This window comes from Pseudomonas sp. ADPe (assembly GCF_014843515.1).
Classification (GTDB): Bacteria; Pseudomonadota; Gammaproteobacteria; order Pseudomonadales; family Pseudomonadaceae; genus Pseudomonas; species Pseudomonas citronellolis.
In genome coordinates this window covers 6094834-6113001 of record NZ_CP062122.1, presented here as the reverse complement: position 1 = coordinate 6113001, position 18168 = coordinate 6094834, and the positions used below count along the sequence as shown (strand labels likewise).

11 protein-coding genes are annotated in these 18168 nt (G+C 71.1%); 8 read left to right on the top strand and 3 right to left on the bottom strand.

What is annotated here, in order from left to right; all coding sequences use genetic code 11:
• Position 1: 1 nt before the first annotated feature.
• The 3 genes from IG194_RS27680 to IG194_RS27670 form a co-directional block, all read right to left on the bottom strand.
• Positions 2-1972: a PAS domain-containing sensor histidine kinase gene (locus IG194_RS27680; RefSeq protein ID WP_058489384.1), complete on the bottom strand. Its 1971-nt coding sequence runs from the start codon at positions 1970-1972 to the stop codon at positions 2-4.
• Positions 1973-2058: 86 nt separating this feature from the next.
• The gene (locus IG194_RS27675) at positions 2059-2814 is read right to left on the bottom strand and encodes an alpha/beta hydrolase family protein (protein WP_058489383.1); all 756 of its coding nucleotides are present in this window, start codon (positions 2812-2814) and stop codon (positions 2059-2061) included.
• The gene (locus IG194_RS27670) at positions 2811-3911 is read right to left on the bottom strand and encodes a DUF3182 family protein (protein WP_058489382.1); all 1101 of its coding nucleotides are present in this window, start codon (positions 3909-3911) and stop codon (positions 2811-2813) included. Before IG194_RS27670 ends, IG194_RS27675 begins: the two co-directional genes overlap by 4 nt.
• A gap of 1122 nt (positions 3912-5033) precedes the next feature.
• Here IG194_RS27670 and glgA point away from each other — a divergent pair.
• From glgA to IG194_RS27630, 8 genes are all read left to right on the top strand, one after another.
• Complete coding sequence (glgA, locus tag IG194_RS27665) at positions 5034-6566, top strand: glycogen synthase GlgA (RefSeq protein WP_058489381.1); 1533 nt, start codon at positions 5034-5036, stop codon at positions 6564-6566.
• Entirely contained in the window at positions 6563-8296 is a 1734-nt protein-coding gene (treZ, locus tag IG194_RS27660; protein ID WP_058489380.1) for a malto-oligosyltrehalose trehalohydrolase, read from the top strand. The genes glgA and treZ overlap by 4 nt, the downstream gene beginning before the upstream one ends.
• On the top strand, positions 8293-10329 hold the full coding sequence (malQ, locus tag IG194_RS27655; RefSeq protein ID WP_058489379.1) for a 4-alpha-glucanotransferase: 2037 nt from the start codon (positions 8293-8295) through the stop codon (positions 10327-10329). Before treZ ends, malQ begins: the two co-directional genes overlap by 4 nt.
• On the top strand, positions 10326-13076 hold the full coding sequence (gene treY, locus IG194_RS27650; RefSeq protein ID WP_058489378.1) for a malto-oligosyltrehalose synthase: 2751 nt from the start codon (positions 10326-10328) through the stop codon (positions 13074-13076). The genes malQ and treY overlap by 4 nt, the downstream gene beginning before the upstream one ends.
• Complete coding sequence (locus tag IG194_RS27645) at positions 13073-13318, top strand: DUF2934 domain-containing protein (protein ID WP_009619832.1); 246 nt, start codon at positions 13073-13075, stop codon at positions 13316-13318. Before treY ends, IG194_RS27645 begins: the two co-directional genes overlap by 4 nt.
• Positions 13319-13362: 44 nt before the next feature.
• Positions 13363-15501, top strand: a complete 2139-nt coding sequence (gene glgX, locus IG194_RS27640) for a glycogen debranching protein GlgX (protein ID WP_058489377.1) — start codon at positions 13363-13365, stop codon at positions 15499-15501.
• A gap of 970 nt (positions 15502-16471) precedes the next feature.
• Positions 16472-16885 (top strand): CBS domain-containing protein, encoded by a 414-nt coding sequence (locus tag IG194_RS27635; RefSeq protein WP_043266424.1) that lies wholly within the window; start codon positions 16472-16474, stop codon positions 16883-16885.
• 59 nt (positions 16886-16944) lie between these two features.
• The gene (locus IG194_RS27630; protein WP_058489376.1) at positions 16945-18165 is read left to right on the top strand and encodes a zinc-dependent alcohol dehydrogenase; all 1221 of its coding nucleotides are present in this window, start codon (positions 16945-16947) and stop codon (positions 18163-18165) included.
• Positions 18166-18168: the final 3 nt, after the last annotated feature.

Genomic DNA, 18168 nt, shown 5'->3' with positions numbered 1-18168 from the left:
CTCAGTTTGGTTCGGTTTTTCCGGCCTCGGCCTGCACCTCCACCAGCAGTGCCAGCAACTGCTCGCGGTCGAAGGGCTTGGCCAGGCGCCGCAGCGACGCCGGGCAGCCCTCCAGGCGCGCCGAGTAGCCGCTCATCAACACGCAGCACAGCGCCGGATGCGTCTGCCGGGCGCGCTGGATCAGCTGCATGCCGTCCAGGTCGGGCATGGCGTAGTCGGTCAGCAGCAGGTCGAACGCATCGCCTTCCTTCTCCAGCAGCTCCAGGGCGTGCTGCGAGGAGTCGGCGCGGCGCACTTCGCAGCCCAGCTCCAGCAGCATGGCCGCGGTGCCGGTCAGCACCAGCGGGTCGTCGTCGACGATGAGCACACGCAGTTCCACCGTTTCCGGCAGCGCCGCCTGGGCCGCCGTGTCCTCGGCGTCGTCCGCTTCGCCGTCCGCCGCCGGGAGCACCGCCGGCAGCCAGATTTCCGCGGTGGTGCCCTGCCCAGGCGCGCTGTGCAATATCAGTGCGCCGCCCTGCTGCTGGGCAAGGCCGTGGACGATGGACAACCCCAGGCCGGTGCCCTTGCCGGTGGCCTTGGTGGTGTAGAAAGGCTCCGCCGCCCGGCGCAGGGTCTCGGCGTCCATGCCCTGGCCGGTGTCGGAGACCGCCAGGCACACGTAGTCGCCGCCGGCCAGGTTGGTGCGCTGGCCGTCCAGCAGCGTCTCGTTGCGCGCCGAGATGGTGATGGCGCCGCCCTGGGGCATGGCGTCGCGGGCGTTGGTCGCCAGGTTGATGATCGACAGTTCCAGCTGGTTCTGGTCGCTCATCACCCGGTTCAGGTGCAGCGGGAAGCGCGTTTCGATAGTGATGGTCGGCCCCAGCGAGCTGAGCAGCAGCTCGCTCATGTCCTGCAGTAGCGTCGGCAGCTCGATCGGCTGCGGGAACAGCCGCTGCTTGCGGGCGAAGGCGAGCATCCGCTGGGTCAGCTGGGCGCCGCGGCGGGTGGCCTCAAGGGCATTGCGCCAGATGTCCTGGACGCGCTCGGCGTCGGCCGGCAGGTGCCGGTGCAGCAGTTGCAGGCCGCCGATGATCACCGTGAGCAGGTTGTTGAAGTCGTGGGCGACGCCGCCGGTGAGCTGGCCCAGGGACTCCATCTTCTGCGACTGGACCAGCTCGTTGCGGGCCCGCTCCAGTTCCTCCTGGGCGTAGCGCTTGTCGGTGATGTCGCGGGTGATCTTGGCGAAGCCCAGCAGGGTGCCGGCCTCGTCGTGGACCGGGTCGATCACCAGGTTGGCCCAGAAGCGGCTGCCGTCCTTGCGCACCTGCAGCCTCTCCTCCTCGTAGCGCCCCTCGGCCAGGGCGATGTTCAGGCTGCGTTCGGGCACGCCGTCGTTGCAATCCTCGACGGTGTAGAAGCAGGAGAAGTGCCGGCCGATGATTTCCTCCGGGCGGTAGCCCTTGATCCGCTGCGCCCCGGAGTTCCAGCTGGCCACGCGGCCGTCGGGTTCGAGCATGTACAGCGCGTAGTCGGACACGCCGTTGACCAGCAGGCGGAACTGCTCCTCGCTGCGCCGCAGCGCCTGCTCGGTCTCGTGCTGGGCGGTGCGGTCGCGGGTGATCTTCACGTAGCCCAGCAGCTCGCCGCTGTCGTCGCGCACCGCGTCCATCACCACGTGGGCCCAGAAGGTCGAGCCGTCGCGGTGCAGGCGCCAGCCCTCGCTTTCGTAGCGGCCCTCGCGCGCCGCGGTGGCCAGCGCCCGCTCGGGCAGCCCCGCCTCGCGGTCGGCGGGCAGGTAGAAACAGGAGAAATGCCGGCCGATGATCTCGCGCGCCTCGTAGCCCTTGAGCCGCTGCGCCCCGGAACTCCAGCTGCCGACCAGGCCGTTGGGGTCGAGCATGTAGATGGCGTAGTCCGTCACTGCCTCCATCAGCAACCGATAGCGGGCGTCCTCCACCAGTTGCGCGTTGCTGGCGATCGTTCCTGACATGGCGTTCCTCCACCGAATCGCTTCAGCAAAGCACAGCTTCGCCGGGCGCACCTCCCTGGCCGCCCAAAGGAGCACCCCGGCGTGCGTCAGCCCAGCACCAGGCGGTTGGCGCGCTCGCCCACCACCATCTCGGTGATCCAGCGCACCAGGATGTCGGTATAGGCGTCCTGGGCCAGCTCGGTGCTCAGGGCGTGATCGGCCTCGTCGATGATCCGGTGGGTCAGCGAGTGGGTCTGCTGGAAGGCGGCCCGGTAGCTGAGGATAGTGGCGCGGGGGATGAAGTCGTCGTGCTCCGACTGCACCAGCAGCACGTCACCGGTGAAGGCGGCGCAGGCACGCAGGGCGCGGTTGCTCGCCGCCGGTACGCGGCTGGAGCGGTACGCCATCAGGTCGTCGCGGGGCAGCTCGCGCTTGGGCCGGTCCCAGTCCTCGTCGCGGTACAGCGCCGGCACCCGCAGGGCCAGCCAGCGGATGCGGCGCAGCTCGGTGAGGATGCAGGCGAGGTAGCCGCCATAGCTGGTGCCGACCACGGCGATGGCCTCGGGGTCGATCTGCGGGTGCGCGGCCAGGCGGTCGTAGGCGGCCAGCAGGTCGCGCAGGTTGTGCTCGCGGGTGATCCACTCGCGCTGGCGCTCCTCGGCGCCGTGCCCACGCAGGTCGAAGGTCAGGCACACGCAGCCCAGGCCGGCGATGCCGCGGGCGCGCTTGAGGTCGCGCTGCTGGCTGCCGCCCCAGCCGTGCACGAAGAGCACGCCGGGCACGTGGGTGCGCGGGCTGAGGAAGTTGCCCTGCAGGCGCAGGGAGTCGACATCGATGTCGACGCGCTCGTCATAAGGCGTCATAGGTCCTCCACCATGGCGTATTTCAACAGGAAGTCGCCACGCCGGTCGGGGCCGCGGTAGATCACCCGGGCATTGGCCGGCAGCGCCTTGTCCTCGAATATCTCGAAGGACGAAGCACGCACCGCCTGCAACGCCGGATCGGCTACGAAGGCCTGCAACGCGGCCAGTTCCGCGCCGCTGGCGCCGCCGACGCGCCAGGACTGCTCCAGCACGCCGCTGCGTGCGCGGCCGGCGGCATCGATGCCCTGGGCGACGTCGTAGTTGCGCCGCGAGGCGAAGAAATGCGGCAGGCACTGGCTGGCGGCCCGGTCGAAGGCCCGGCCCTGCTGGATGGCCAGGCGCACCTCGGCGGCCAGGTCCAGCCCCAGCAGGGCGTCGAAGCCGCCGCGCACCACCAACAGGTCGGAGCCGCCGTAGACCAGCTCGCCGCGGGCGTTGCGGTTCTGCTGCTGGAAGCCGTGGTAGGACAGCAGCACGCCGCTGACCTGGGCCTGGCCGACGCTGTGGGTGCGCACCTCGCCGAGGTCGTCCTCGATGGCCAGGCCGGCCAGGTAGTCCGCCTCGTCGTAGCCCGCCAGCGCGGCCTCCAGTTCATCCGCATCGGCCACCACCCGCTGCCCCAGGCCGCCGCGCGCGCCGGCCGGCTTGAGCCGCTGCGGCCCCCGCGGCAGGCGCGCGCTGGCGCAGCGCCAGGCGTCCTGGCGGCAGAACGCGCTGTGGCCGTCCAGCACCACCGGCGCCACCCGCTCGGCGAAACCGGCCGCCCAGCCCTTGGGCGTCAACGCGGCCTGCTCGATCAGCGGGTGGACGATGGCCTTGCCGGCCTGGTGGGCCTGCTCGACGTAGCCGCCGAACAGGTCCAGCGGCCCCTGCACGCCCAACTGGCGGGCCTGCTCGCGGCCCACCAGGGTGTCGCTGGGCACCCAGTAGTAGTGGCGCTGCGGGTCGCGTTCCGCGGGCGGGCCGTCGAAGAACTCCAGCCCCTGGATTTCCGCCAGCCAGCGGGCCAGTTCGCGGTTGCTGCAGGCATCCTCGGGCGCCGGTTCGGCCTGCGGCGAGGTGGCGATGACGATACGGCGGTTCTCGGCGTGGATCATGCGGCCGCTCCCTTCGTGCGTGGCACATGAACACTCGACTGTGCCCGCAGTCAGTGGTTCTACATGCCCGATGAAGCGAGGACAGGACGATGGACCCGGACCGCGAAGCGCAGATACGCCAGATGTCTTGCAGGCCGCGCCGGGGCGCTTTTCGTAGGATGGGTTGAGCTTGCGAAACCCATGCGGTCATGGTGATGGGTATCGCTTCGCTCAACCCATCCTACGGGTGTGTTTGCCGGGGAGGTAGGTGCCGGGGTCAAGAGCACCCTCTCCCCAGCCCTCTCCCGCAAGCGGGAGAGGGGGCCATTCGTGCCACCGGGGTGTCCGGCGTGGCCGGTGAATCCAATCGCGGACAAGGTCCGCTCCTACGCCCGTGCTTCCTGGAACCGAGCGGACCTTGTCCGCGATTCGGATTTCCAGCGAAACATCCGCGCACTCCGAAACGCCCCTTCAACAGGCCGAACGAAACCGGCGCTCAGGAGGTCATGCGACATGGATGTCGCGAGAGCCCCGATGGGCTACAGGGACGTACCCTCGGGGCGGGCCTCCGTGGCGGGGGAGTTCGCGAGGGTAGCCCGACTGTGTCGGGCCCGTATGGCGGGGCAAGCCTTTTTGGTTCCTTTTTGCGGGGGTGGCCTTCCACCGATTGACAAAAGGGACTCGCCCGAGGGGGCGAAACAAGACGGTCGGGCAGACTCGGTGCGGCGCAGAAACACCCAGGTCGAAGCAACTGGCTCCCACGCACCACAAGCCACTCAGAACGCCCTCCCTACCACCCCTGCAAAATGCGCGGCACCCCCACCCCATTCGTGCAACACGCCCGCATCACAACGCTATCAACCACTCCCTTTCTCCTTCCAAATCAACCACCTGAAACAAGCGCATCGCCTGGTACGGAGCCTGCTTCCCGCTCTTGCGCAATACACCGAAAGAATGGCGAGCCACCCATGCCCCGCCGCCTGCCCGCGAGCCTGCGTGACAGCGGCACCCGCCGGCCTGCCCCGGCAGAAAATCGAAACTTCGCGCCGTGCGTTCCGGTCCCCCGGAAGAGGCCGCCCGCGAAGGCGACCACCCCATGCGGCCGGCAGGACTGCCCGGCCCACTGCAAAGAGGAAGCGGAAGATGCAAAACCTGCTGGCCGATGCGCGCCTGGAAGACCCCTGCCCACCCGAGCTGCCACCGTTTTCCCTCACGGCGGAAGTTGCGCCCAGGCGCCGCAGGCGGGTCCTCTTCGTCACATCGGAGCTCACCGACTTCGTCAAGGCCGGCGGCCTGGGCGACGTTTCCGCCGCCCTGCCGCGGGCGCTGCTGGCCGAGCACGACATCCGCGTGCTGGTGCCCGGCTACCGCCAGGTGCTCAAGGGAGCGGTGGCCTGCAAGGTGGTCGGCCACCTGCCGGGGCTGGCGGCGCTGCCGCCCTGCGACATCGGCGAGCTGCAGCTGGACGACGGCCTGCGCGTCTACGTGGTGATCTGCCCCGAACTCTACGACCGCGAGGGCACCCCCTACGGCGACGAGGCCGGCAACCAATGGCCGGACAACCACATCCGCTTCGCCCGCCTGAGCCTGGCCGCCGCCGACCTGGCCGCAGGGCTGGCCACCCCCGGCTGGTGCCCCGAGCTGCTCCACGTCAACGACTGGCCCAGCGCCCTGGCCCCGGCCTACATGGCCTGGCGCGGCCAGGCCACGCCCAGCCTGCTGACCATCCACAACCTCGGCTACCAGGGCGCCTGCCCGCTGGGCTGCTGCGCCGAGCTGGGCCTGCCCGAGCACGCCGGGCTGCCGGAGAGCATGGAATTCTACGGCCGGCTGTCGTTCCTCAAGGCCGGCCTCAACCATGCCAGCCACATCACCACCGTCAGCGAGACCTACGCCCGCGAGATCACCGGCGAAACCTTCGGCTGCGGCCTGCAGGGCGTGCTCGCCCAGCGCCGCCGCGAGGGCCGCCTCAGCGGCATCACCCACGGCATCGACGCCAGCTGGGACGCGCGCAGCGACCCGCATCTCGTCGCACGCTTCGACGCCCGCCACCTGCAGGGCAAGCGGCGCAATGCCGAGTACGTCGAGCGCAGCTTCGGCCTGCTGTCCGGGCGCGGCCCGCTGTTCGCCGTGGTCTCGCGCCTGGTGCAGCAGAAAGGCATCGACCTGACCCTGGCCATCGCCGACCGCATGATCGAGGCCGGCGGCCGCCTGGTGGCGATCGGCCGCGGCGAGCCGCCGCTGGAACAGGCCATGGCCCAATTGGCCGAGCGCTATCCCGGCCGCGTGGGCGTGCGCATCGGCTTCGACGAAACCCAGGCGCGGCGCATCTACGCCGCCAGCGACTTCCTGCTGATGCCCTCGCGCTACGAACCCTGCGGGCTGAGCCAGATGTACGCCCAGCGCTTCGGCTCGCTGCCCATCGCCCGCTGCACCGGCGGCCTGGCCGACACCATCGTCGACGGCGTCACCGGCCTGCTGTTCCGCGAGGGCGATCCGGACAGCTACTTCGAAGCGGTGCAGCGCGCGCTGAACATCTACCGCTACCCCGAGCTGCTCAACGCCATGCGCTGCAAGGCCATGGAGGCCCCGCCGTACTGGAGCGAGGCGGCCCGTCCCTACACCCTGCTGTACCGCGACCTGCTCGCGGAGCTACCCGCGAGCGTGCGCCGATGAGCCGCCAGCTGCCCCGCGCCGGCGCCCTGCCGCAACCCGGCGGCCTGACGCGCTTCGCCCTCTGGGCGCCGGACGCGCGCCGGGTGGACCTGCAGCTGGGCGACGGCAGCCGCTTGCCCATGCAGGCCCTGGACGACGGCTGGTACAGCCTGGAAATCCCCTGCGCGGCCGGCAGCGCCTACCGCTTCTGCATCGACGAGCGCCTGTCGGTGGCCGACCCGGCCTCGCGGGCCCAGGCCGGCGGCGTGGAGTCCGACAGCCTGGTGCTGGACCACACCGCCTACGCCTGGCAGAGCCGCGAATGGCGCGGCCGGCCCTGGCACGAGACGGTGCTCTACGAACTGCACGTGGGCCTGTTCGACGGCTTCGCCGCCCTGCTCGACTTCCTCCCGGACCTGGTCGAACTGGGCGTCACCGCCATCGAGCTGATGCCGCTCGGCGCCTTCCCCGGGCGCCGCAACTGGGGCTACGACGGCGTGCTGCCCTACGCCCCCGCCGCGGCCTACGGCACGCCGGAAAACCTCAAGCGGCTGGTCGACCAGGCCCACCTGCTGGGCCTGATGGTCTTCGTCGACGTGGTCTACAACCACTTCGGCCCCCAGGGCAACTACCTGGGCGAGTACGCCTCGGGCTTCTTCGGCGAGCAGCCCACGCCCTGGGGCCACGCCATCGACTTCGCCCGTCCGGCGGTGCGCGAGTTCTTCATCGGCAACGCCGAGATGTGGGTGCGCGACTACCGCGTCGACGGCCTGCGCCTGGACGCGGTGCACGCCATCGCCGACAAGGCCTTCCTGGTCGAGCTGGCCGGGCGCGCCCGCGCCGCCGCCCAGGGCCGCCACCTGCACCTGGTGCTGGAGAACGAGGACAACCAGGCGAGCCTGCTGCGCAAGGGCTTCGACGCCCAGTGGAACGACGACCTGCACCACGTGCTGCACCACCTGCTGACCGGCGAGCGCGAGGGCTACTACGCCGACTACGCCGAAGCCACTACCGCCAAGCTGTGCGCCTGCCTGGGCGAAGGCTTCGTCTTCCAGGGCCAGCGCGACCATCGCGGGCGGGCGCGCGGCGAGCCCAGCGCGGACCTCCCGCCGCTGGCCTTCGTGGCCTTCCTGCAGAACCACGACCAGGTCGGCAACCGCGCCCTGGGCGAGCGCCTGGTCGCCCTGAGCCGACCCGAGCGCCTGCGCGTGGCGGTGGCCCTGGTGCTGCTCGCGCCCATGGTGCCGATGCTGTTCATGGGCGAGGAATGGGGCGAACGCAACCCCTTCCTGTATTTCACCGACTACCAGGGCGAGCTGGCCAAGGCGGTCAGCGACGGACGGCGCCAGGAGTTCGCCGCCTTCGGCCGCTTCTCCGGCGCCATCCCCGAGCCCAGCGACTACGAGACCTTCGTTGCCTCGCGGCCGCGCCCGGAACACGCCGACGGCAACTGGCGCGCCCACTACCGGCGCCTGCTGGAGCTGCGCCACGCCTGGCTCATCCCGCGCCTGGGCGGCACCCGCGCGCTGGGCGCGGTGCCCCTGGGCGAGGCGGCGGTCAGCGCGCGCTGGCGCCTGGGCGATGGCAGCCTGTGGCGCATCGAACTCAACCTGGGCAGCGAGGAAGTCTTCGTCGAAGCGCCGGCGGCGCAGGCGCAGATCCTCTTCTGCGAAGGCCAGGAAGTCGCCGGCTACCGCGCCGGCCGGCTGGCCCCCTGCAGCCTGGCCCTGAGCCTGGAGGAAAGCCCATGAGCGATGCGCTGCTGCGCGACCTGGCCGGCGAAGTGGGCCTGAAGCCCGACTGGGTGGACGCCGACAACCGCCCGCAGCAGGCCGGCCCCGACGTGTTGCGCCAGGTGCTGGAGGCCCTGGGGCTGCCGGCGCAGAGCCCCGAACAGCTGCGCCAGAGCCTTGCCCGGGTGCGCCAGGAGCGCGCCGCCCCGCCGTCGCTGTTGACACTGGACCAGGGCCAGGCGCTTGAACTGCGCCACCTGGCCAGGCCCAACGAAGCGTTCCGGCTGATTCCAGAGCGCGGCGAAGCCATCGAAGGGCGCCTGGACGAAGCCACCGCCCTGCCCCCGCTGGCCGAATGCGGCTACTACCGCCTGCAACTGGCCGAGCGTGAGCTGAGCCTGGCCGTCGCCCCGCCGCGCTGCCCCCAGGTGCCGGAACTCTGCGACGGGCGCCGGCGCGCCTGGGGCCTGGCGGCGCAGCTGTACGCCCTGCGCGAGCCCGGCGACGGCGGCCTGGGCGACCTCGCCGCGCTGGAAGCCCTGGCCCGCAGCGCCGCCGCCAAGGGTGCCGACGCCCTGGCCATCAGCCCGCTGCACGCCATGTTCGCCGCCGCCCGCCAGGCCTGCAGCCCCTACTCGCCGTCCAGCCGGCTGTTCTTCAACGAACTGCACGCCGCGCCGCGCCAGGTGTTCGGCCAGGCCGCGGTGGACCGGGCCATCGCCGAGGCCGGGCTCGCCGGGGAACTGCACGAACTGGAGAACCTGCCGCTGGTGGACTGGCCAGGCAGCGCCCGGGCCCGCGAGCGCCTGCTGCGCCAGCTCCACGGCAGCTTCGCCCGGGCCGACGCCGGCCTGCGCCGCGACTTCCAGCGCTTCCGCCGCGACGGTGGCGAGGCCCTGCTGCAGCACTGCTGCTTCCAGGCCCTGCAACGCCGGCGCGGCGAAGCCGGCGACGGCCTGGACTGGCGCCGCTGGCCGGCGGCCTATGGCCGCCCGGAGGCCGAGGGCGTGCGCCGGTTCTTCCTCGAACAGCCGGAGGAAATCGACTTCCAGCAGTTCTGCCAGTGGCTGCTGGCGCGCAGCCTGCAACACACCCAGCGGGCCGCGCGCGAGGCCGGCATGGGCATCGGCCTGATCGCCGACCTTGCGGTGGGCGCCGACCCGCGCGGCAGCCAGGCCTGGATGCGCCAGGACGAACTGCTGGCCGGGGTCAGCGTCGGCGCCCCGCCCGACGTGCTCAACCGCGCCGGGCAGAACTGGGGCATCTGCGCCTTCTCGCCCCACGGCCTGCGCCTGCACGGCTACCGCGCCTTCATCGAGATGCTGCGGGCCAACCTGCGCTACCCCGGCGGCCTGCGCATCGACCACGTGCTGGGGCTGCGCCGCCTCTGGGTGATCCCCGAGGGCGCGCCGCCGCAGGCCGGCGCCTACCTGGAATACCCGCTGGACGACCTGCTCCGGCTCATCTGCCTGGAAGCCTGGCAGGCGCGCGCGCTGATCGTCGGCGAAGACCTCGGCACCATCCCCGAGGGCCTGCGCGAGCGCCTCGCCGAACACGGCATCCTGGGCATGCGGGTGCTGCTCTTCGAACAGGCCGGCGGCCACTTCCACGCCCCGCGGCAGTGGTCCGCCGAGGCCCTGGCCACCACCAGCACCCACGATCTGCCGAGCCTCGAAGGCTGGTGCCAGGGCCACGACATCGACTGGCGCGAACGCCTGGGCCAGCGCAGCGGGGAGCAGGCCCGGCAGGACCGCGAGGAACGCCAGCGCGAGGTCCAGGGCCTGGCCCGGGCGCTGGACGAGGACGGCATCGGCGGCGAAGCGCTGGACGGCGCCATCGAGTTCGTCGGCCGCACCCCGGCGCCGCTGGTGCTGCTGCCCCTTGAGGACGCCCTGGGCAGCGCCAAGCAGCCCAACCTGCCCGGCCCCGGCGACGAACACCCGAACTGGCGCCGGCGCTACCCGGCGCAGGCCGGGCAGATGCTCGACATCCCCGCGGTGGACGCGCGCCTGCAGCGGCTGGACCAGGCGCGCCGGGAGGGCGAGCGATGAACGCCATCCGCGCCACCCTGCGCCTGCAGTTCAACCGCGACTTCACCCTGGACGACGCCCTGCCCTGGCTGGACTACTTCGCCGAGCTGGGCATCAGCCACCTCTACGCCTCGCCGCTGCTCACCGCCCAGCCCGGCTCCGGCCACGGCTACGACGTGGTCGACCCCACCCGCATCAACCCCGAGCTGGGCGGCGAGGCGGCCCTGCGCCGGCTGGTCGGCGGCCTGCGCCTGCGCGGCATGGGGCTGATCGTCGACAGCGTGGCCAACCACATGCGCATCGGCCAGGCCAACCCCTGGTGGCAGGACGTGCTCAAGTGGGGCCTGGCCAGCCCCTACGCGCATTTCTTCGACATCCACTGGCGCAGCGACGACCCGCTGCTGGACCGCCAGGTGCTGCTGCCCTGCCTGGGCGGCGACTACCTCGACGAACTGCAGGCCGGGCGCATCCGCCTGGGCTTCGCCGAGCACGCCGGCTGCTTCCAGCTGCACTATGGCGAGCACTGCTTCCCGGTGTGCCCGGCCAGCTACGGCATGATCCTGGTGCACGCCGAGCAGGGCCCGCTGTACGAACTGGCGCCGCGCTTCGCCGAGCTGCGCGGCCACCCCCAGGCCCGCGTGCTCGCCACAGCCCTGTGCCGGCGCCTGGCCGCGCTGCTGGGCGATGCGACCCTGCGCCAACGCCTGCTGGGCTTCTACCAGGTGGCCGAAGGCCAGGACTGGCGCCCCCTGCACCGCCTGCTGGAACACCAGCACTACCGCCTGGCCAACTGGCGGGTGGCGGCCGACGACATCAACTGGCGGCGCTTCTTCGACATCAACGAACTGGTCGGCTTGCGCGTGGAGCTGCCGGACGTGTTCGGCGCCTGCCACGCCTACCTCCTGCAACTGATGCAGGAAGGCCTGGTGGATGGCCTGCGCATCGACCACGTCGACGGCCTGGCCGACCCGCGCGGCTACTGCCGGCGCCTGCGCCGCGCCTTTTGCGACGGCGCCGCGCCGCTGTACGTGGAAAAGATCCTCGCCCCCGGCGAACATCTGCCGGCGGACTGGCAGGCGGACGGCACCAGCGGCTACGACTTCATGAACCAGGTGTCGCTGCTGCAGCACGACCCGCGCGGCGAAATCCCCTTGCGCGCGCTCTGGGAGCAGGCCAGCGGCCGCCGCCAGGGTTTCGACGAAGAGCGCCTGGCGGCCCGCGAATGGGTGCTGCGCGGCGCCTTCGCCGGCGACCTCGAAGGCATGGCCCAGCAGCTCTGGCAACTGGCGCGCACCGACCTGGCCAGCCGCGACCTGCCGCTGGGCTCCATCCGCCGCGCACTGTTCCAGCTGCTGCGGGCCTTCCCGGTGTACCGCAGCTACGCCGGCGCCTGCGGCCGCTCCGCGCAGGACCGGCGCTACTTCGAACAGGCCCGCGCGCTGGCGGCCGAACGGCTGGACGAGCACGACCGCCGCACCCTGGCCTGGCTCGACCGGGTGCTGGGCGGCGAGCCGCTGCGCGCGGTGCCGCCCGGGCCGCTGCGGCAGAAGCGCCGGCAGGTGCTGGCGCGCTTCCAGCAGCTGACCCCGCCCATCGCCGCCAAGGCCCTGGAAGACACCGCCTGCTACCGTCACGCCGCGGCCCTGGGGCGCAACGACGTGGGCTTCGACCCGCAGCGCCTGGCGGCCCCGCCGGCGGACTTCCACGCCGCCTGCCAGGCGCGCCTGGCCCAGTTCCCCCGCGCCCTGCTGGCCACCGCCACCCACGACCACAAGCGCGGCGAGGACTGCCGCGCCCGCCTGGCCGCGCTGAGCGAGCGCGCGCCCTGGTTCGCCGAACAGGTGGCGCAGTGGCGGCCCCTGGCCGCGGCCCTGCGCCACCCCGAAACGCCCCACGCGCCCAGCGGCGGCGACGAACTGATCCTCTACCAATGCCTGCTGGCCAGTTGGCCTCACGACCTGGCCGAAGACGACGCCGAGGGGCTGCGCGCCTACCACGCGCGCATCGCCCAATGGCAACTCAAGGCCCTGCGCGAAGCCAAACTGGAAACCGACTGGAGCGCGCCGGTGCAGGCCTATGAAAGCGCCTGCGCGGACTTCCTCGACGCCCTGCTCCTGCAACCTGCCGGCCTGGCGCTGCGCCAGGCCATTGCCGCGGCGGCCCGGGCGCTGATGCCCGCCGGCGCCCTCAACGGCCTGGCGCAGAGCCTGCTGCGCTGCACCACCCCGGGCGTGCCGGACCTGTACCAGGGCTGCGAGTTCTGGGACTTCAGCCTGGTGGACCCGGACAACCGCCGCACGCCGGACTACGCCCGGCGCCAGGCCGCCCTGCAGGCGCAGCCGGACTGGCCGCAGCTGCTGCAGTACTGGCGCGACGGACGCATCAAGCAGGCCCTGCTGCGCCAGGCCCTGCAACTGCGCCGGCGCTGGCCGCAGCTGTTCAGCCACGGCAGCTACCAGCCGCTCGAACTGCACGGCGAGCACGCCGATTGCCTTTTCGGCTTCCTGCGCAGCCAGGCCGGCCGGCACCTGCTGGTGCTGGTGCCGCGGCTGTGCGCGGGCCTGCTGGAAGACAGGCCGCAGGTGCCGCCCGAACGCTGGGGCGACACCCGCGTGCGCCTGCCCGCCGAACTGGCCGGCCGCCAATGGCAGGGCCTGGCCGCCGGGCACCGGGACGACCACGGCGAACTGGCGGTGGCCGAAGTGCTGGGCGAACTGCCGGTCAACCTGCTGATCAGCGTCGACGAGCACCAGGAGGCAAGCCCATGAAGATCGACGAAGCGCGCGTCCGCGAACTGGCCCACCAGATATGGGAATCCGAGGGCCGCCCCGAAGGCCAGGCCGAGCGCCACTGGCGCATGGCCCGCAGCCTGGCCGAGGCCGAGCAGGCACAACTCGCCCAGCGCGAGCCTCCTGGCGAACCGCCGGAGAAACCGGCGCTGCTGCAGAAACCGCCACGGCGCAAGGGCAAGCTGCCCGCCGCCGATCCCGAGCGCCCTGACGAGGGCTGATCCATGCATCCGCCCCGAACCACCGGCCAGCAGAGGAAACCCCCATGAGCAAACGCTCGCACTCGCGAGTCACCGAGGGCCGCCCCTTCCCCCTGGGCGCCACCTGGGACGGCCTGGGCGTCAACTTCGCCCTGTTCTCGGCCCATGCCACCCGCGTCGAGCTGTGCCTGTTCGACGCCACCGGCAAGCGCGAGCTGGAACGCATCGAGCTGCCCGAATACAGCGACGAGATCTGGCACGGCTACCTGCCCGACGCCCACCCCGGGCAGATCTACGGCTACCGCGTGCACGGCCCCTTCGAACCGGACGCCGGGCACCGCTTCAACCCCAACAAGCTGCTGATCGACCCCTACGCCCGCCAACTGGTGGGCCAGCTGCGCTGGTCCGAGGCGCTGTTCGGCTACACCATCGGCTCGGCCGACGCGGACCTGAGTTTCGACACCCGCGACAGCGCGCCCTTCGTGCCCAGGTGCAAGGTCATCGACCCGGCCTTCACCTGGGGCGAGCAGCAGTTCACCCGCATCCCCTGGGACGAGACGCTGATCTACGAGGCGCACCTGCGCGGCATCAGCATGCGCCACCCGGCGGTGCCCGAGCGCCTGCGCGGCACCTGCGCCGGGCTGATGAACGCCGAGCTGATCAAGCACCTGCGCCACCTGGGCATCAGCAGCCTGGAGCTGCTGCCGGTGCACGGCTTCGTCGACGACAAGCACCTGCTGGAAAAGGGCATGAGCAACTACTGGGGCTACAACAGCATCGCCTTCTTCGCGCCCCACGCCCGCTACCTGGCCAGCGGCCATGTCAACGAGTTCAAGGAGATGGTCGCGCACCTGCACGACGCCGGCATCGAGCTGATCCTCGACGTGGTCTACAACCACACCGCCGAGGGCAACGAGCTGGGTCCGACGCTGAGCATGCGCGGCATCGACAACGTCTCCTACTACCGCCTGCAGGCCGACGACCGACGCTACTACGTCAACGACTCCGGCACCGGCAACACCCTCGACCTCAGCCACCCCTGCGTGCTGCAGATGGTCACCGACTCGCTGCGCTACTGGGCCACGGAAATGCGCGTGGACGGCTTCCGCTTCGACCTGGCGTCCATCCTCGGCCGCTACGCCGAAGGCTTCGACGAGCGCCACAGCTTCCTGGTGGCCTGCCGCCAGGATCCGGTGCTCAGCCACCGCAAGCTGATCGCCGAACCCTGGGACTGCGGCCCCGGCGGCTACCAGGTGGGCCGCTTCCCGCCCGGCTGGGTGGAGTGGAACGACCGCTTCCGCGACACCGTGCGCAGCTACTGGCGCGGCGACGAGGGCCAACTGCCGGACCTGGCGCGGCGCCTCACCGCCTCCGGCGACCTGTACAACCACCGCGGCCGGCGGCCCTACGCCTCGGTCAACTTCATCACCGCCCACGACGGCTTCACCCTGCGCGACGTGGTGTCCTACGACCACAAGCACAACGAGGCCAACGGCGAGGACAACCGCGACGGCCACGACGACAACCGCTCCTGGAACCACGGCGAGGAAGGCCCCACGGGCGATCCGGCGATCCGCCAGCTGCGCCTGCGGCAGATGTGCAACCTGATGGCCACCCTGCTGCTGTCCCAGGGCACCCCCATGCTGCTGGCGGGCGATGAGTTCAGCCGCACCCAGCAGGGCAACAACAACGTCTACTGCCAGGACAACGAACTGGGCTGGATCGACTGGAACCTCGACGACGAGGGCTGCCAGCTGCTGGCCTTCACCCGCTACCTGATCCGCCTGCGGCGGCGCTACCCGATCCTGCGCCGCGGGCGCTTCCTGGTCGGCGAGTACAACGCCGAGCTGGGCGTGAAGGACGTGACCTGGCTGGCCTCCGACGGCCGCGAGATGACCCAGGAGGACTGGGAGACGCCCCAGGCCCGCTGCCTGGGCATGCTCCTCGACGGCCGCGCTCAGCCCACCGGCATCCGCCGCAGCGGGGCCGATGCCACCCTGCTGCTGTTGCTCAATGCCCACCATGAGGCGCTGCAGTTCCAGCTGCCCGGCGTGGCCCAGGGGCGCGACTGGCAGTGCCTGCTGGACACCATGGCCGATCCGCCGGCGCTGGACGACGGGCTGGTGCATGGGTTCGATGCGGCCTTCGAGATGGGGCCGCGGTCGTTGGCGTTGTTCGTGCTGCGCAAGGATGGGGATGGCTGAAGGAGCCGTGGCGGCTCTCCTGCTCTTCGTAGGAGCGAGCTTGCTCGCGAACCTTATATTCCGCGCTCCGGTCTTCACCTTCGTCTTTCCCGCGAACGGGGGAACCCAGTGGCGTGGGGGCTTGGTGTAGCGCGCCGCACCGAGTCTGCGGAGATTTTTTGTTTCGCCCCCTCGGGCGAGTCCCTTTTGTCAATCGCCACAAAAGGAACCAAAAAGGCTTGCCCCGACATACGGGCCCGATGGAGCCGGGCTACCCTCGCGAATTCCCCCGCCACGGAGGCCCGCCCCGAGGGTACGTCCCTGTAGCCCATCGGGGCTCTCGCGACATCCATGTCGCATGACCTCCTGAGCGCGGGTTTCGCTCGGCCTGCTGAAGGGGCGTTTCGGAGTGCGCGGAGGTTTCTCTGGAAGTCCAAAAGCAAGAGCGAATGCGCATTTGTTTTTTCGTAGGAGCGAGCTTGCTCGCGAACTGGCTGGTGGCATCTGCGCGCCGGTTCAACGCCGCCCCTCTCCCTAACCCTCGGCTGCGCGCCCCGCCCTGAAGGGAGAGGGGACCGTTGGGCAGGGCTGGATGTTATGGCGTTAGCCGGCAGCCTCGGTGGTTTCCGGCTGGGGCCAATTCTTCTCTCGGCACGGACGGCCCCCTCTCCCGCTTGCGGGAGAGGGCTGGGGTGAGGGTGCTCTTGATCCCCGGCACCTATCTCCGCGGCAAACACACCCGTAGGATGGGTTGAGCGAAGCGATACCCATCACCACGGCAGCATGGGGTTCGCAAGCTCAACCCATCCTACGAAAAGCACTTCGCAAGACACGCCGCGATTGGACTCGCAGGCTGACGCTGCGTTATCCGCCCATTCCACCCCGCCCCCAAACAATCCATGAAATCCACCTGAACGGTGCCCCAACCGCCCAGTCGGAAGCTATAGGCGTCCTCGAAGGCGCCCCAACCGCAACCGCTACGGAGGACAGCATGAAAATCAGCGAAATCATGACGCGCAACGTCCAGACCACCGCCCCCGACACCCCGCTGCACCAGGCGGCCGCGGCCATGGCGCGGATCGACAGCGGCGCGCTGCTGGTCAACGACGGCGACCGCCTGGTGGGCATGGTCACCGACCGCGACATCGTCATCCGCGCAGTGGCCGCCGGCCTGGGCGTGGATACCCCGGTGTCGCGGGTGATGAGCGGCGACATCCACTACTGCTTCGAGGACGAGGACGTGCAGCACGTGGCCAGCAACATGGCGCAGATCCAGATGCGCCGGCTGCCGGTGCTCAGCCGCGAGAAGCGCCTGGTGGGCGTGGTCTCCCTCGGCAACATCGCCGCCTGCCGCGATGCCAAGGCCAGCGACACCGTGCTGCGCGGCGTGGCCCAGGCCCACTGAGCTTCCCCTGGCCACGGCGCCGCCCGGGCCGTGGCCGGCCGGATAGCGGGGAGAACGACATGAAAGCTGTGGTATTCCACGACGTCGGCGACATCCGCCTGGACGAGGTCCCGGAGCCGACGCTGCGCCAGCCCAACGACGCCATCGTGCGCCTCACCGCCTCGGCGATCTGCGGCACCGACCTGCACTTCGTGCGCGGCAGCGTGGGCGGCATGAAGCCCGGCACCATCCTCGGCCACGAGGGCGTGGGCATAGTCGAGGAGCTGGGCGACGAGGTGCGCAACCTGCAGGTGGGCGACCGGGTGGTGATCCCCTCCACCATCGCCTGCGGCAACTGCGTGTACTGCCGCGCCGGCTACTACGCCCAGTGCGACCTCGCCAACCCCGGCGGCCAGCGCGCCGGCACCGCCTTGTTCGGCGGCCCCGAGGCCAACGGCGCCTTCCACGGGCTGCAGGCCGAGAAGGCGCGCATCCCCTACGCCAACATCGGGCTGATCCGCCTGCCCTCGCAGATCGGCGACGACCAGGCGATCCTGCTCTCGGACATCTTCCCCACCGGCTGGTTCGGCGCCGAGCTGGCCGAGGTGGGCATCGGCGACACCGTGGCGGTGTTCGGCTGCGGCCCGGTGGGCCAGTTCGCCATCGCCAGCGCGCTGCTCAAGGGCGCCGCGCGGGTGTTCGCCGTCGACCGCCACCCCGACCGCCTGCACATGGCCCGCCAGCAGGGCGCGGAGGTCATCGACTTCGAACGCGAAGACCCGGTGCAGGCGCTGCTCTGGCTCACCGACGGCATCGGCGTGGACCGCGCCATCGACGCCGTCGGGGTGGACGCCGAGCGCAGCCACGGCGAAGTCACCCCGGCCCCCGGCGCAGGCCACGAGACGCCCTGGACGCCGGGCAACGCGCCGGCCCAGGTGCTCGACTGGGCGGTGGCCGGGCTGGCCAAGGCCGGCACCCTGGGCATCATCGGCGTGTACGGGCCGGACTCGCGGACCTTCCCCATCGGCATCGCGATGAACCGCAACCTGACGCTGAAGATGGGCAACTGCCACCACCGCAAGTACATCCCGCAGCTGATCGAACTGGTGCTCAGCGGGCACATCGACCCGGCCAAGGTGCTCACCCAGGTCAAGCCCATCAGCGACGCCATCGCCGTCTTCGAGGCCTTCGACCAGCGCCAGACCGGCTGGGTGAAGGTGGAGCTGCAGCCGCAGCGCCAACATGCCGCCGAGGGCGACGAGGAACACGTCCGCCCGCCGGCGCCGCCCGCCGCGGAGTGACGC

Bases quoted from the DNA above. Each gene is read 5' to 3' on its own strand.
- IG194_RS27680 (WP_058489384.1), bottom strand. From the start codon at position 1,972: ATGTCAGGAACGATCGCCAGCAACGCGCAACTGGTGGAGGACGCCCGC.
- IG194_RS27675 (WP_058489383.1), bottom strand. From the start codon at position 2,814: ATGACGCCTTATGACGAGCGCGTCGACATCGATGTCGACTCCCTGCGC.
- glgX (WP_058489377.1), top strand. From the start codon at position 13,363: ATGAGCAAACGCTCGCACTCGCGAGTCACCGAGGGCCGCCCCTTCCCC.
- IG194_RS27670 (WP_058489382.1), bottom strand. From the start codon at position 3,911: ATGATCCACGCCGAGAACCGCCGTATCGTCATCGCCACCTCGCCGCAG.
- treZ (WP_058489380.1), top strand. From the start codon at position 6,563: ATGAGCCGCCAGCTGCCCCGCGCCGGCGCCCTGCCGCAACCCGGCGGC.
- treY (WP_058489378.1), top strand. From the start codon at position 10,326: ATGAACGCCATCCGCGCCACCCTGCGCCTGCAGTTCAACCGCGACTTC.
- IG194_RS27630 (WP_058489376.1), top strand. From the start codon at position 16,945: ATGAAAGCTGTGGTATTCCACGACGTCGGCGACATCCGCCTGGACGAG.
- IG194_RS27645 (WP_009619832.1), top strand. From the start codon at position 13,073: ATGAAGATCGACGAAGCGCGCGTCCGCGAACTGGCCCACCAGATATGG.
- malQ (WP_058489379.1), top strand. From the start codon at position 8,293: ATGAGCGATGCGCTGCTGCGCGACCTGGCCGGCGAAGTGGGCCTGAAG.
- IG194_RS27635 (WP_043266424.1), top strand. From the start codon at position 16,472: ATGAAAATCAGCGAAATCATGACGCGCAACGTCCAGACCACCGCCCCC.
- glgA (WP_058489381.1), top strand. From the start codon at position 5,034: ATGCAAAACCTGCTGGCCGATGCGCGCCTGGAAGACCCCTGCCCACCC.